The following is a 15492-nucleotide window of genomic DNA, read 5'->3' on the forward strand; positions in this document are numbered from 1 at the left end:
TTTTCGCGAACTTGCTTATTTCCTTTAATCGCGTTGCAAATAACCGCCCTTAGTTCAAATAAATTGAACTTGGCAGGTTTCCCGCTATCCGACCCGGCCCACAGTTTGCTTAGGGCATTCAGCAGTCTGATGGTGCGTGGGTGCAGGAAAAACCTTCGCTACACTGCGGCTCACTTCTTCCGTGAACCACAAGGCTACTTTCCTATGCAAAATCGCATGATGATCACCGGCGCCGGTTCTGGCCTGGGTCGCGAAATCGCTCTGCGCTGGGCCCGTGAGGGTTGGCAACTGGCCTTGTCGGACGTCAGCGAAGCTGGCCTGCAAGAAACCCTGAAGCAGGTGCGCCAGGCCGGCGGTGACGGTTTCACCCAGCGTTGCGACGTGCGCGACTACAGCCAGCTCACCGCCTTCGCACAGGCCTGTGAGGAAAAGCTCGGTGGCATCGACGTGATCGTCAACAACGCCGGTGTCGCATCGGGCGGGTTCTTCAGCGAACTGTCCCTGGAAGACTGGGACTGGCAGATCGCAATCAACCTGATGGGTGTGGTCAAGGGCTGCAAGGCCTTCCTGCCACTGCTGGAACAGAGCAAGGGCCGCATCATCAACATCGCCTCCATGGCCGCCCTGATGCAGGGCCCGGCCATGAGCAACTACAACGTGGCCAAGGCCGGCGTGGTAGCGCTTTCGGAAAGCCTGCTGGTGGAACTCAAGCAGCAGGAAGTCGGGGTGCACGTGGTGTGCCCATCCTTCTTCCAGACCAACCTCCTGGACTCGTTCCGCGGGCCGACGCCGGCGATGAAGGCCCAAGTGGGCAAGCTGCTGGAAAGCTCGCCGATCACCGCCGCACAGATCGCCGACTACATCTACCAGCAGGTGGCTGAAGGGCAATTCATGATCCTGCCCCACGAGCAGGGACGCATGGCCTGGGCACTGAAGCAGAAGAACCCGCAACTGCTGTATGACGAGATGACCGTGATGGCGGACAAGATGCGGGCCAAGGCTCAGTCGCTCAAAGCCTGAACATCACGTTTAGTTCTGAGGCGTAATTCGCGATTTGTAATCGCTTGTCTGTAAGGCAAATTACCTACGCGTGTAAGGCATGCCTGTTTAACCTGAAGGCCATTGATGGTGATGGGCGGGGGGCGCATGGTCGGGGTTCGGTAACTTAAAAAGGACGAACCCCATGCTGGTATTAAGCCGCGCGGTAGGTGAAATAATTTCGGTGGGTGACCAGATCACTTTGCGCATTCTGGAAGTGAACGGCACCCAAGTGAAGCTGGGTGTGGAAGCGCCGGTGGGGGTCAATGTGCACCGGGCGGAGGTTTATCAGAAGATCCTCAGTCGCCAGGGGCAACAGGCCAACACCCATCCAGTGCCTGTGCCCAATCCTTGAGTGTCAGTCGAACAGATGCTTGGGCACATCGTGCTTGAGCATCAACTGGCACTGCTCGCTCTCGGGGTCGAAGACAATCAGCGCCTGGCCCTTGGTCAGCGCTTGGCGTACCCGCAGCACCCGGGTTTCCAGGGGGGTGTCGTCACCGTTGTCGGTGCCGTCGCGGGTCACGAAGTCTTCGATGAGGCGGGTCAGGGTGTCGACTTCAAGTGCATCGTAGGGAATCAGCATACAAGCCTCGGCTAAGGAATCCCGGCGATGCTACTGCGCCGGGATCCGAGTTGCCAGTCTCAGGTTTTTTGGCCCACCAGGCTGTCCACCGACGGCACGCGGGTATCACTCTCCATTTGCGTGTCGTGTTCGATCTGGTGACTGAACCGGTCGAGGGAGCCTTTGGCCGGCTGTGCATCGCTGGCGAACACCGGCGGGCTGAGGATGTAGGCGCCCAGCAGGCGGCTCAGCGCGGCGAGGCTGTCGATGTGCGTGCGCTCATAGCCATGGGTAGCATCGCAACCGAATGCCAGCAGTGCGGTGCGAATGTCGTGGCCGGCGGTCACCGCCGAATGCGCGTCGCTGAAGTAGTAGCGAAACAGGTCACGGCGCACCGGCAACTCATTCTCCGCCGCCAGGCGCAGCAGGTGGCGGGACAGGTGATAGTCATACGGCCCGCCGGAATCCTGCATCGCCACACTCACCGCGTGCTCGCTGGAGTGCTGCTCGTGGGCCACCGGCGCAATGTCGATGCCGACGAACTCACTCACATCCCACGGCAAGGCCGCGGCTGCACCACTGCCGGTTTCTTCGGTGATGGTGAACAGCGGGTGGCAGTCGATCAGCAACGGTTGGCCGCTGTCGACAATAGCCTTGAGCGCCGCCAGCAGTGCGGCAACCCCGGCTTTATCGTCCAGGTGGCGGGCGCTGATATGCCCGCTCTCGGTGAACTCCGGCAGTGGGTCGAAGGCGACGAAATCGCCGACGCTGATGCCCAGGGAATCACAATCGGCGCGGGTGGCGCAGTAGGCGTCCAGGCGCAGTTCGATGTGATCCCAGCTGATGGGCATTTCATCCACGGCGGTATTGAACGCGTGACCGGAGGCCATCAACGGCAACACGCTGCCACGGATCACGCCGTTATCGGTAAACAGGCTGACACGGCTGCCTTCGGCAAAGCGGCTGGACCAGCAGCCCACGGGCGCCAGGGTCAGGCGGCCGTTGTCCTTGATTGCCCGCACGGCGGCGCCGATGGTGTCCAGGTGCGCGGAAACGGCGCGGTCAGGGCTGTTTTTCTGGCCCTTGAGGGTGGCGCGGATGGTGCCGCGCCGGGTCATCTCAAAGGGAATGCCCAGCTCTTCAAGGCGCTCGGCAACGTAGCGCACGATGGTGTCGGTAAACCCGGTGGGGCTGGGAATGGCGAGCATTTCCAGCAGCACCTTTTGCAGGTAAGCGAGATCCGGTTCGGGGATGGTACGGGTCATAAAGACTCCTGATGAGTTGAGGATGATCGTTCCCACGCGCTGCGTGGGAATGCCTCATGGGACGCTCTGCGTCCGCTCTTGTGACGCGCAGCGTCACGGGCTGCGTTCCCACGCAGCGCGTGGGAACGATCATTCAAGCCGTCGGCTGGCTATGGGGGAACAACAGGTCCACGAACTTTTCAGCCGTCGGCTGCGGTTCATGGTTGGCCAGCCCGGCCCGTTCGTTGGCTTCGATAAAGACGTAGTCCGGTTGGTCGGCGGCCGGCACCATCAGGTCCAGGCCCACCATGGGAATGTCCAGGGCCCGGGCGGCGCGCACGGCGGCGTCCACCAGGGTCGGGTGGAGGATGGCGGTCACGTCCTCCAGGCAACCACCAGTGTGCAGGTTGGCGGTACGCCGCACCGCCAGGCGTTCGCCACGGGGCAGGATGCTGCTGTAGTCGTACCCGGCAGCGTGCAGCGTGCGTTGGGTTTCGTGGTCCAGGGGGATTTTGCTTTCGCCATCGGTGGCGGCCTGGCGCCGGCGGCTCTGGGCCTCGATCAACGCGCCGATGGAGTGCTGGCCATCGCCGGTGACCTCCGCCGGGCGGCGAATCGCGGCGGCGACCACTTCGAAACCGATCACCAGAATCCGCAGGTCGAGGCCTTCGTGGAAGCTTTCCAGCAGTACGCGCGAGTCGAACTGGCGGGCCGCTTCAATGGCTTTTTGCACGTCTTCAATGGTCTGCAAATCCACCGCCACGCCCTGGCCTTGTTCACCATCCAGTGGCTTGACCACGATGCGCTGGTGCTCGTCGAGAAACTCCAGGTTCTCATCGGCACTGCCGGCCAACTGCTGCTCCGGCAGCTTCAAACCTGCAGCCTTGAGCGCCTTGTGGGTCAGGCTCTTGTCCTGGCACAACGTCATGCTGATAGCGCTGGTCAGGTCGCTGAGGGATTCGCGGCAGCGCACCCGGCGGCCACCGTGGCTCAAGGTGAACAGCCCGGCTTCGGCGTCGTCCACCTGCACGTCGATCCCGCGCCGATGAGCTTCCTCGACGATGATCCGCGCATAGGGATTGAACTCCGCTTGCGGGCCGGGGCCGAGGAACAGCGGCTGGTTGATGCCGTTCTTGCGCTTGATGGCGAAGGTGGTCAGCGCGCGAAAGCCGAGCTTGGCGTAGAGACTTTTCGCCTGGCGGTTGTCGTGCAGCACCGACAGGTCGAGGTAGCTCAGGCCACGGCTCATGAAGTGTTCGATCAAGTGACGCACCAGCACTTCACCCACGCCGGGGCGGGTGCATTGCGGGTCCACCGCCAGGCACCAGAGGCTGCAGCCGTTCTCCGGGTCGTTGAAGGCTTTGTGGTGGTTAAGGCCCATCACACTGCCGATCACCGCGCCGCTGTCTTCATCCTCGGCCAGCCAATACACCGGGCCGCCTTGATGACGTGGCGTCAGCAGTGCCGGGTCCACCGGCAACATGCCGCGCCCCTGGTACAGCTGGTTCACCGCTTGCCAGTCCGCCTCGCTTTGTACCCGGCGAATCCGGAACCCGCGAAACACCCGGGTCGCGGGACGATAGTCGGTGAACCACAGGCGCAAGGTGTCGGACGGGTCGAGAAACAACTGCTGGGGATCAATCCCGAGGATCTGCTGTGGCGCCGCCACATACAGCGCGATATCCCGCTCGCCGGGCTGCTCGTTGAGCAACTCCAGGGCCAGGCTCGCCGGGTCCGGAAAAGTGTGGCCGATCAACAGCCGGCCCCAACCGCAATGCACGGCAATCGGCGTGGGGTCGAGTACGCTGCCGTCTTCGGCTAAGCGGGCTTGCAGGCGCTCGTAGGAGGGCGCCTGGCCCCGCAGCAAGCGTTGGCTGTAAGCCGTGGCATGAGGTTTCATGAATCAGATTCCTTGTTCGCTGAGCCACAGGTTCAGCGCCGCCAGTTGCCACAGCTTGGAGCCGCGCAACGGGGTCAATTGGCCTTGGGGATCGGTGAGCAGGCGGTCGAGCATGGCCGGGTTGAACAGGCCGCGATCCTGGCTTGGGTCCAGCAACAGGTCGCGCACCCAGTTCAAGGTGTCACCCCGCAAATGCTTGAGGCCGGGCACCGGGAAATAGCCTTTCTTGCGGTCGATGACTTCGCTCGGGATCACCCGGCGCGCGGCTTCCTTGAGTACTTGCTTGCCGCCGTCCGGCAGTTTGAATTTGCCCGGTACGCGGGCCGACAGCTCCACCAGGCGGTAGTCGAGAAACGGCGTGCGCGCTTCCAGGCCCCAGGCCATGGTCATGTTGTCGACGCGCTTGACCGGGTCATCCACCAGCATCACGGTGCTGTCCAGGCGCAGGGCTTTGTCCACCGCGGCATCGGCGCCGGGCTGGGCGAAATGCTCACGCACAAAGTCACCGGCGGCGTCATTGGCGGTCAGCCATTTCGGCGCAACCGTGGCGGCGTAGTCGTCGTAGCTGCGGTCGAAGAACGCATCGCGGTAGGCGGCATACGGATCGCTGGCGCCGTCCACTTGCGGGTACCAGTGGTAACCGGCGAACAGTTCATCGGCGCCCTGGCCGCTCTGCACCACCTTGCAGTGCTTGGCGACTTCCCGGGACAGCAGGTAGAAGGCGATGCAGTCATGGCTGACCATCGGCTCGCTCATGGCGCGGAACGCTGCCGGCAATTGCTCGATGATTTCGCTTTCGGCGATGCGCAGTTGATGGTGCCGGGTGCCGTAATGCTTGGCGATCAAGTCCGAATACTGGAACTCGTCGCCGCGCTCGCCACCGGCGTCTTCAAAGCCGATGGAGAAGGTCGACAGGTCCTGCACGCCGACTTCCCGCAACAGGCCCACCAGCATGCTGGAGTCGACACCGCCGGAAAGCAGCACACCCACGTCCACTGCCGCCCGCTGACGAATCGCCACGGCTTCGCGGGTGCTGTCGAGCACGCGGTCGGTCCAGTCTTCGAGGGTCAGGTTGGCTTCATCGGCATGAGGGCCGTAGGGCAGGGTCCACCAGGTTTTCTGTTCAGTCTTGCCATCGGCGTCGATGCGCATCCACGACGCGGGCGGCAGTTTTTCAATGCCCGCCAGCAAGGTGCGCGGCGCAGGCACCACGGCGTGGAAATTCAGGTAGTGATTGAGGGCCACCGGATCGAGGATCGGGTTGATATCGCCGCCCTTGAGCAGCGCCGGCAAGGCCGAAGCAAAACGCAGGCGCTGGCCGGTGCGCGACAGGTACAGCGGTTTTACGCCGAGGCGGTCACGGGCGATAAACAGGCGCTGGGCATCGCGCTCCCAGATGGCGAAGGCGAACATCCCATTGAGCTTGGGCAGCAAGGCTTCGCCCCAGGCGTGGTAGCCCTTGAGCAGCACCTCGGTGTCGCCACCGGAATAGAAGGCGTAGCCCAGGGCTTCCAGCTCTTCACGCAATTCCGGGAAGTTATAGATCGCGCCGTTGAACGCCAGGGACAGGCCCAGTTGGGCGTCGACCATCGGTTGGGCGGAGCCGTCCGACAGGTCCATGATTTTCAGGCGTCGATGGCCCAGGGCAATCGGCCCTTGGGCATGGAAGCCCCACGCGTCAGGACCGCGTGGCGCCAGGTGATGGGTGATTCGTTCCACCGCTGCCAGATCGGCAGGTTGGTGATCGAAACGTAACTCTCCAGCTAATCCGCACATAAATTCCTTACCGGTTTTTCCGTTGGGGAGGGATAGAAATGCAGCCGCCAAAACAGCGGGTACCCAGAGACTGACCCGGGTAAATTGTGGGAGTTTTAGAACAATACGTTATAAGGCAATGAGCCTTGACGGGCTGTGGGCCCGTCTTGGCCCTCAGGATTTGCCTGGGTTACCGCGAATCAGCGCCCGCAGCGCGAAGCGATTGGGGTGACAGGCTTCGCTGACACTGCGCGGCAGCGGCAGCGGCTCATTGTCGAGCCAGGCGGCCAGCAGCTCGGCGCAGAGGGGCGCGGTGACCAGCCCCCGTGAGCCATGGCCGCTGTTGATATATAGGCCGTGCAGCCACGGGCAGGGCGCGTCAGGTATATGTCGGGCGTCTTTGCTGAGGGCGGCGTAGGTGTGATCAAACGCCGCGCGTGCTGCCAGCGGCCCGACGATCGGCAAGTAGTCCGGGCTGGTGCAGCGGAAGGCGGCGCGGCCTTCGAGCTGTTCGGGTGCCAGGCTGTCGGCGCCCAGGCGTTGCAGCAGGTCGAGGGAGATTTCCCGCAGCATCTCAAGGTTGCCCACGTGCTCGGCCACTGTGGGCGTAAGGTCGTCGCTCTTGAAGTCAAAGCTGGCGCCGAGGGTATGCTCGCCCAGGCGTGGCGGGGCGACGTAACCTTCGGCACACACCACCGTGGCCAACGCCTGGCTTTGCGCTGTTTGCGGCAGCCGGGTGATTTGCCCGCGGATGCGTTTGAGGGGGAGGTCAGCGCTGAAGGAAAACCGCTTGATCTCGGCGGCACCGGCCATCACCACCACACTGGCCTGCGCCAGAACCGTATCGCCCTGCAGCGCCTGCCACTCACCGTCGACCTCTTTGAGCTCAAGGGCGTCATGGTGCTGCAGCACCTCGATCAGCGGATGCCTGGCTTGCCACTGGCACAGCGCGGGCGGGTGTACCCAGCCGCCCTCGGGGAAGAACAAGCCCCCTTGCTCCAGGGTTATTCCGGCGCGCGCCTGGGCCTGCTCTTTATCCAGCAGGTGCAACAGGTCCGGGGCAAAAGCGCTGGCCAGCTGTGCCTGGCGCTCGGCTTCCTTGGCATTGAAGGCCAGTTGCAGCACGCCGCAGGCATCCCAATCCACGCCACGTTGCAGGTGTTCCAGCAAGCGCCGCGTGTGGCCGAAACCGCTGAGAATCAACTGCGACAGTGCCGTGCCGTGGGCGGAAAGCTTGAGGTACAACACCCCTTGCGGGTTGCCGGAGGCTTCCTGGGCGAGTGCTGCATGGCGTTCCAGCAAGCTGACCCGCCAGCCCCGTGCCGCCAGGCTGGCGGCCGTGGCACAACCGGCCAGGCCACCGCCGATGACGAGGGCATGGCGTTCACCAGCCACAGCAGGCGGGCGCGCAAACCAGGGTTTTGCCGCGGCAGGCGCGGGCGCTTCAGTGGGCCAGCCGAGAAACTCGCCCCGCAGGATTTCCCACTTGTGGCCGATGCCCGGGGTGCGCTTCATCTTGAACCCGGCCCCATTGATCAGCCGGCGCACCCAGCCGGTGCTGGTAAAGGTGCTGATGGTCGAGCCCGGCGCCGCCAGGCGCGCCAGTTGGGCGAACAGCTCGGCAGTCCACATGTCCGGGTTTTTGGCCGGGGCGAATCCGTCGAGGAACCAGGCGTCGACCTGAGCGTCCAGCTGTGGCAATTGCTCCAGGGCATCGCCGATCAACAGGGTCAGGGTGACGCGACCGTTATCCAGCACCAGCCGCTGGAAGCCCTGATGGATCGCGATGTATTGCGCCAGCAGTTGCTCGGCGAACGGTGCTAGTTCCGGCCAGAGGGCGAGGGCGCGTTGCAGGTCGGCGTGGCTCAGCGGGTACTTTTCCACGCTGACAAAATGCAGGCGTGCGCCCGGCACTGCGTGTTGCTCGAACAACTGCCAGGCGCACAGGAAATTCAACCCGGTGCCAAAGCCGGTCTCACCAATCACCAACCGCCTACCCACGGGCAGCGCAGCAAAACGTTCCTGCAAACGGTTCTGTTCGAGGAACACGTAGCGGGTTTCTTCAAGGCCCGACTTGTCGGAGAAGTACACGTCGTCGAACACCCGCGAGTGCGGGCGGCCTTGGTCATCCCAGTCGAGCTGGGCGTGGGATACGGGGTTCATGGGCGGCTCATAAAATACGGCAGGCAAAGACAAGGCGGCCATTCTAGCTGATCAACAGGGGTGTCATTGATCCATGACAACCGGGTGTGGAATTTCCTCCGGCGCTGCACCGTCCAATCCGCTAGTCTTGCCTCATTCTGGAACGGAGCCGCCCATGTTCGAATCTGCCGAAATCGGTCACGCCATCGACAAAGACACCTACGACGCCGAAGTACCCGCATTGCGCGAAGCCTTGCTGGAAGTGCAGTACGAACTGCAGCAGCAGAAGCGCTTCCCGGTGATCATCCTGATTAATGGCATCGAAGGCGCCGGCAAGGGTGAAACCGTCAAACTGCTGAATGAATGGATGGACCCGCGTCTGATCGAAGTGCGCACCTTCGACCAGCAGACCGACGAAGAACTGGCCCGCCCGCCGGCCTGGCGCTACTGGCGCCAGCTGCCGGCGAAAGGCCGCATGGGCATCTTTTTCGGCAACTGGTACAGCCAGATGCTGCAGAGTCGCGTCCATGGCGAGATCAAGGATGCGCGGCTCGACCAGGCCATCGCCGGTGCCGAGCGCCTGGAAAAGATGCTGTGTGACGAAGGTGCGCTGATCTTCAAATTCTGGTTTCACCTGTCCAAAAAGCAGATGAAATCCCGGCTCAAGGCCTTGCAGGACGACCCACTGCACAGCTGGCGCATCAGCCCGCTGGACTGGCAGCAATCAAAGACCTACGACAAGTTCGTGCATTTCGGTGAGCGGATCCTGCGCCGCACCAGCCGTGACTATGCGCCGTGGTTTGTGATCGAAGGCGTCGATGCGCATTACCGTGGGCTGACCGTCGGCAAGATCCTGCTGGAGGGCCTGCAAAACGCCTTGAAAGTGCCCAAGGGTAAAGTCAGCGGCATGAACCCGGCGCCGCTGCCGTCGGCGGTTGACCAGATGAGCCTGCTGAACAGCCTGGACATGAGCCTGAGCCTTGAAAAGGACGATTACGAAGAACAACTGATTACCGAACAGGCGCGGTTCTCCGGGCTGATGCGCGACAAGCGCATGCGCAAGCACGCGTTGGTGACGGTATTTGAAGGCAACGACGCGGCGGGCAAGGGCGGCGCGATCCGCCGTGTGGCGGCCGCCCTCGACCCCCGGCAGTACCACATCGTGCCGATTGCCGCGCCCAGCGAAGACGAACGCGCCCAGCCTTACCTGTGGCGTTTCTGGCAGAAAATTCCGGCGCGGGGCATGTTCACCGTGTTCGACCGCTCCTGGTACGGTCGGGTGCTGGTGGAGCGCATCGAAGGCTTCTGCACGCCGACGGACTGGATGCGCGCCTACGGCGAGATCAACGACTTCGAAGAGCAACTGCGCGACGCCGGGGTGATCGTGGTCAAGTTCTGGCTGGCGATCGACAAGCAGACGCAGTTGGAGCGGTTCCAGGCCCGCGAGGAAATCCCGTTCAAACGCTTCAAGATCACCGAGGATGACTGGCGCAATCGCGACAAGTGGGACGACTACCGGGCGGCGGTGGGTGACATGGTAGACCGCACCAGCACCGAGATTGCCCCGTGGACGCTGGTGGAAGCCAATGACAAGCGCTGGGCGCGGGTGAAGGTGTTGCGCACCATCAACCGGGCGCTGGAAGAAGCGTTCGACAAAACGGACAAGCACGACAAGAAGGACAAGAAGAAGTAGCGCCATGCTTTTGCATACGCGGGGTGAATGATTGTCGCGGTTGAAGAGGGCGGGATCTATGCTCGATCCATCTCTCAACAACCCCAACAATAGAGGTAGCCCATGCGTGAAGTAGTGATCGTCGACAGCGTGCGAACCGGCCTGGCCAAGTCCTTTCGCGGCAAGTTCAACCAGACCCGTCCCGATGACATGGCTGCCCATTGCGTCAACGCGCTGCTGACCCGCAACGGCATCGACCCGGCCACGGTCGAGGATTGCATCGTCGGTGCGGGCTCCAACGAGGGTGCCCAGGGCTACAACATCGGCCGCAATGTGGCGGTGTTGTCGCAACTGGGCACCGGCACGGCGGGCATGACCCTTAACCGTTTCTGTTCTTCGGGCTTGCAGGCGATCGCCATTGCGGCCAACCAGATTGCGTCCGGTTGCAGCGACATCATCGTGGCCGGTGGGGTTGAGTCCATCAGCTTGACCATGAAAAGCGTGAACACCGATAACCTGATCAATCCGTTGCTCAAGGAGCAGGTGCCGGGTATCTATTTCCCTATGGGGCAGACCGCGGAAATTGTTGCGCGGCGGTATCACGTGAGTCGTGAAGAGCAGGATCTGTATGCGCTGCAAAGCCAGCAGCGTACGGCTCAGGCCCAGGCTGACGGGTTGTTTGATGATGAAATCGTGCCGATGGCGGTGAAGTATAAGGTCGAGGATAAGAACACCGGCGCGGTGCAGGTGTTGGACGGGGTGGTTGATCGGGATGATTGCAATCGTCCGGATACCACCTTGGCCAGTCTTGCGGGGTTGAAGCCGGTGTTTGCCGAGGATGGGTCGGTGACGGCGGGGAATTCGTCGCAGTTGTCTGATGGGGCTTCCATGACACTGGTGATGAGCCTGGAGAAGGCCCTGGAATTAGGGCTGAAGCCGAAGGCGTTTTTCCGTGGGTTTACGGTGGCGGGGTGTGAGCCGGATGAGATGGGCATTGGGCCGGTGTTTTCGGTGCCCAAGTTGCTCAAGGCCCGTGGGCTGGCGGTGGCGGATATTGATTTGTGGGAACTGAATGAGGCGTTTGCGTCGCAGTGTCTGTATGCGCGTAATCGGCTGGAAATTGATAACGCCAAGTACAACGTCAACGGTGGGTCGATTTCCATCGGGCATCCGTTTGGGATGACGGGGTCGCGGCAGGTGGGGCATTTGGTGCGTGAGTTGCAGCGGCGTAAGTTGCGTTACGGCATTGTCACTATGTGCGTTGGGGGTGGGATGGGGGCTACTGGGTTGTTTGAGGCGGTGCGGTAGGTTGGGGGGCATATCCGTTATTTAGGTAACGGCCGCCTATGGTTTCGCTCTTACAGCGAGTCACTTTGCAAAAGCGGCAAAGTAACCAAAACGCTCTGCCCCGCCTGTCGGCACCTCGCTGGGGCTCGGTGTTCCACTCCGGCACCGCGAAGCGGGCCGCCGCGACGGGCCATCCATGGCCCGGCGCGGCTAAACCGGCGTCCTGCCGGTTTACCCGCTCCGCACTGCCTGCGTTCGGCCTCGGGCTGAATGGGGCAGTCAGATCAAGATCAAAAGCAAAAGCACAGCGGCCTCCCGGCCGGCTTGAGTGTTAAAAGCAAAGGCAAGATCCAGAGCGAAAACAGATCTGCTTTTCTGTGGGAGCGGGCTTGCTCGCGAAAAACCTGAGGTCGCCGCGTTCATTCAGAATGCCCACGTCATCGTTAACGACCTTCGCGAGCAAGCCCGCTCCCACATTTGGACCGTGCCCGCTTTAGCTTTTGATTTTGCTGTTGCTCTAAAACACTCAAGCCGGCCGGTAGGCCGCTGTGCTCTTGCTTTTGATCTTGATCTTAGGCGCCCCGTTAAACCACGCTGGGCACACCGAGCCCAAGCGAGGTGCCGAGTGGTGGGGCAAGAGCGTTTTGCTTACTTTTGCGCTGTTCAAAAGTGAGCCGCCGTAAGGGCGGAACCAATAGCGGCGGTTACCGCAGCAACGGATATGCACACCAACCAATCCAATGTGATCGGCTATAGTGCCCGACGACTCTGGAAAGGGAGACCCTTCGTGCGAATTGCGCTTTTACTGTCAGCCTGGCTCATCTGCCTGGGCGCCCAAGCCGCCCCCGTGGACGTCGCGACCCTGGACCGCGGCACCTGGCCCGAACGCCTCAGCAATCCCGCCCTGTTCGACGTCGCCTCACGCGCAGAAATCCTGATGTTCGCCCACACCTTGCTGGCCAGCGAAGCCCTCGACGAGCCCGCCCTCAAGCAGCGCCTGGGCCTGAAGATCATCAATCTGGCCTCCATCGACGACCTGCGCCGCCAACTGTGGCAACGGCTATTGGAAAACTACACCTTCGCCCAACAAAGCTGCGAACAGGACGCCTCCTTCTGCTACCTAGTGGAAAACATGGACGACCTGCGCGAACAAGCCGCCAAATTTGAAGTGAGCGACAACTCCTTCTATATAGGTTGGGCCGGCCCCAGTCGCGCATTCCACGAACGCTACCTGGATGAACAGTTGCGCAAGGCCGCCCTGTTCCCCCAGATCAGCAGCGAAATCGCCCGCTTCGGCGACCACGAACGCAACGGCGACGAGCTCAACGACCGGATGTTCCTGCTGACCTTCGACAGCGGCCCATCCCCCGTCAGCGGCAACACCGACTGGCTCACCGACTACCTGCGCAAACAGAAAATGCACAGCCTTTTCTTTGTGCTGGGCAACAGCCTGCAAACCCGCGTCGAGAAAAGCTCGGCCACCGATGTGCAGGCGCTGTACCAGGGCCAGTGCGTCGGCACCCAGGGTTGGCAATACCGCTCCCATAGCCACTGGGTCGACTGGCAGTCGTCCATCACCCGCAGCGCCTCTCTGGCCCAGAACCTGATGCCGGAAAATTACGTACCGCTGTTCCGCCCACCCTACGGCCAGCGCCGGGCCGACAGCCAAGGCTTCTTCCAGTCACAAGGGCTGCAAGTGGCCTTGTGGGACATCGATTCAGAAGACGAACCCGGCAAGCTCAAGGCCGACGAATCGGCCAACCGGGTGCTCACGCTGATGCTGCTGTGGCGGCGCGGGATGATCGTATTCCACGACACCCAGGACAAGGCACGCATCGCATTACCCTGGCTTTTGCACGCCACGGCAGAAAGTGGACTCGGCTGGCAGGATTGCCGGGAAGCGTTTCGCTGAAAAAAGCACAAAGAGCCCGGCCCTGTTGGGGCTGAGGTTTTTTAGGGGAGAATTTGGGAGATATTTCGATACAGGCGGACTTCCGACTTTAACGGTGCAATGCCGGCTCGCCTAGTGCTATTCGTCATCCTGAAAAATAAACTTCAAAAAAGCGTCAAAGTGCTTTTTCCTGTCATGTGTTTTGCGGTATTACGAAGACAGACAGCCGAAACCTGCAACACAGGTGGCGTCTTCCAAGACACCTCTTGTGTGCACCGCACTTGACGCCCCTCAAGTGCGTTCGACGGTCGAATCGAGGCGCAGCACTGTCGTGGTATTGCGTCGACTGGCTCCCACAAAGGTGACCGAGTATGGATGATCATGGACGTAACCCTTCTTCCGACCAGCCAATCCTTTATGTGCTTGATACCAACGTACTGATTCACGATCCAAACGCACTGCTTAACTTCGAAGAACACCACGTCGCCATCCCGATGATCGTGCTTGAGGAGCTCGACAAACTCAAAAGCGGGCACCACAGCGTTGCCGCCGAATGCCGCCAGGCCATCCGCCTGATCGACAAGACCCTCGGCGAAGCCTCCCCCGACGATGTCGAGGTGGGCGTACCGATCCAGCGTGGCAAAAGCGGGCCCAAGGGCTTGCTGTCGATTCTGATGAGCAAACGCAGCGAGCCCAATAGCCTGCTGCCGGAAAATCTGAACGACAACAAAATCATCAACCAATTGATCGACCTGCACGCACGCGACAAGGACCTGCGCCTGGTGCTGGTGACCAAAGACATCAATATGCGCCTCAAGGCACGAGCGTGTGGGATCGCTGCCGAGGACTACAGTACCGACCAACTGGTCGACGACGTGTCGATGTTGTCCCGTGGTTATCACACCATGACCGGCTCGTTCTGGGATCGCGTCAGCAAGGTCGAAACCCGTCAGGACCATGGCCGCACCTGGCACCAGGTACAGCTGATCGACAACCTGCCGGCGGTGCACATCAACGAATTCATCATCGATGAACAGGGCTTTGTGGGCTGGATCAAAGAGATCCAAGTCGACAAGCTGCTGATCCTCGACCTGCATCAGGAACCCCTGTTGCACCAGGAAGCCTGGGGCCTGAAACCGCGTGATATCTACCAGAGCCTGGCGCTGTATGCCTTGCTTGATCCGGACATCCACCTGGTCAACCTGACCGGCGCCGCAGGTTCGGGGAAAACCATCCTCGCCCTGGCTGCCGCCATCGAACAGACCATGGTGACCAAGCGCTATCGCCGCATCATCGCCACCCGCAGCGTGCAGGGCCTGGACCAGGAAATCGGTTTCCTGCCCGGCACCGAAGCGGAAAAAATGGAGCCGTGGCTGGGGGCGATCACCGACAACCTCGAAGCCTTGCACATGGATGACGAAAACACCCATGGCAGCGTCGACTACATCCTCAGCAAAGTGCCGTTGCAGTTCAAATCCCTCAACTACATTCGAGGTCGCAGCTTCCAGCAAAGCCTGATTTTGATCGATGAATGCCAGAACCTGACGCCGCACCAGATGAAAACCATCATCACCCGTGCCGGCGCCGGTTCTAAAGTGGTGTGCCTGGGTAACCTGGCACAGATCGACACCCCTTACCTGTCCGCGACCAGCTCCGGGCTGACCTACTTGACGGAACGCTTCAAGGACTTCCCGAACGGCGTGCATATCGCCCTGCAAGGTGTCCCTCGCTCGATTCTGGCTGAATACGCAGAGTCGCATCTGTAAACACAAATGTCTTAACTGGTGGCTAAATGCCACGAACCACCCCGGATTTCTCACGAAGTCCGGGGTTTTTGCTGTGGGTGAAATTTGTTTTCCTTGACCTGCCTTTATGTGCTTGTGGCGATTGTAATTATTTTGTTACATTTTTTGGCCGGCACAAAAAACAGAATAAAAACGACGCTCGGCTCCGTCGGACAACCGCCTCATCAATTCGACGACGCATTGGAGACCTCTT

At 61.3% G+C, this 15492-nt stretch carries 11 protein-coding genes; 6 read left to right on the forward strand and 5 right to left on the reverse strand.

The window, feature by feature from the left end; all coding sequences use genetic code 11:
* Positions 1 to 204 precede the first annotated feature (204 nt).
* The gene (locus D109_RS0129070; RefSeq protein ID WP_017480011.1) at positions 205 to 1020 is read left to right on the forward strand and encodes an SDR family oxidoreductase; all 816 of its coding nucleotides are present in this window, start codon (positions 205 to 207) and stop codon (positions 1018 to 1020) included.
* A 163-nt stretch (positions 1021 to 1183) separates the two neighbouring features.
* Positions 1184 to 1393 (forward strand): carbon storage regulator CsrA, encoded by a 210-nt coding sequence (csrA, locus tag D109_RS0129075; protein ID WP_017480012.1) that lies wholly within the window; start codon positions 1184 to 1186, stop codon positions 1391 to 1393.
* A 3-nt stretch (positions 1394 to 1396) separates the two neighbouring features.
* Here the strand turns inward: csrA and D109_RS0129080 are convergent, their stop codons facing one another.
* The 5 genes from D109_RS0129080 to mnmC all read right to left on the reverse strand — a co-directional run bounded on the left by D109_RS0129080 (position 1397) and on the right by mnmC (position 8665).
* The gene (locus tag D109_RS0129080) at positions 1397 to 1624 is read right to left on the reverse strand and encodes a YheU family protein (RefSeq protein WP_003192759.1); all 228 of its coding nucleotides are present in this window, start codon (positions 1622 to 1624) and stop codon (positions 1397 to 1399) included.
* Positions 1625 to 1683: 59 nt separating this feature from the next.
* Positions 1684 to 2868, reverse strand: a complete 1185-nt coding sequence (locus tag D109_RS0129085; RefSeq protein WP_003216760.1) for an osmoprotectant NAGGN system M42 family peptidase — start codon at positions 2866 to 2868, stop codon at positions 1684 to 1686.
* A gap of 133 nt (positions 2869 to 3001) precedes the next feature.
* Positions 3002 to 4747, reverse strand: coding sequence for an N-acetylglutaminylglutamine synthetase (ngg, locus tag D109_RS0129090; protein WP_017480013.1), 1746 nt, complete (start codon positions 4745 to 4747; stop codon positions 3002 to 3004).
* A gap of 3 nt (positions 4748 to 4750) precedes the next feature.
* A complete protein-coding gene (locus D109_RS0129095) occupies positions 4751 to 6523 on the reverse strand; it encodes an N-acetylglutaminylglutamine amidotransferase (RefSeq protein ID WP_026078291.1) in 1773 nt (590 codons plus the stop codon).
* Positions 6524 to 6676: 153 nt separating this feature from the next.
* Positions 6677 to 8665 carry a bifunctional tRNA (5-methylaminomethyl-2-thiouridine)(34)-methyltransferase MnmD/FAD-dependent 5-carboxymethylaminomethyl-2-thiouridine(34) oxidoreductase MnmC gene (mnmC, locus tag D109_RS0129100; RefSeq protein WP_017480016.1) on the reverse strand — a complete coding sequence of 663 codons (1989 nt, stop codon included), beginning with the start codon at positions 8663 to 8665 and terminating at the stop codon, positions 6677 to 6679.
* Positions 8666 to 8819: 154 nt separating this feature from the next.
* Here mnmC and pap point away from each other — a divergent pair, with 154 nt between their 5' ends.
* The 4 genes from pap to D109_RS0129120 all read left to right on the forward strand — a co-directional run bounded on the left by pap (position 8820) and on the right by D109_RS0129120 (position 15260).
* A complete protein-coding gene (pap, locus tag D109_RS0129105) occupies positions 8820 to 10337 on the forward strand; it encodes a polyphosphate:AMP phosphotransferase (RefSeq protein WP_017480017.1) in 1518 nt (505 codons plus the stop codon).
* A 102-nt stretch (positions 10338 to 10439) separates the two neighbouring features.
* Positions 10440 to 11624, forward strand: a complete 1185-nt coding sequence (locus D109_RS0129110) for a thiolase family protein (RefSeq protein ID WP_017480018.1) — start codon at positions 10440 to 10442, stop codon at positions 11622 to 11624.
* A 766-nt stretch (positions 11625 to 12390) separates the two neighbouring features.
* On the forward strand, positions 12391 to 13515 hold the full coding sequence (locus D109_RS0129115; RefSeq protein ID WP_017480019.1) for a polysaccharide deacetylase family protein: 1125 nt from the start codon (positions 12391 to 12393) through the stop codon (positions 13513 to 13515).
* Positions 13516 to 13865: 350 nt separating this feature from the next.
* Positions 13866 to 15260 (forward strand): PhoH family protein, encoded by a 1395-nt coding sequence (locus D109_RS0129120; RefSeq protein WP_010170407.1) that lies wholly within the window; start codon positions 13866 to 13868, stop codon positions 15258 to 15260.
* Positions 15261 to 15492 lie beyond the last annotated feature (232 nt).

It is taken from the genome of Pseudomonas sp. PAMC 26793 (genome assembly GCF_000313235.1).
Lineage (GTDB): Bacteria > Pseudomonadota > Gammaproteobacteria > Pseudomonadales > Pseudomonadaceae > Aquipseudomonas > Aquipseudomonas yamanorum.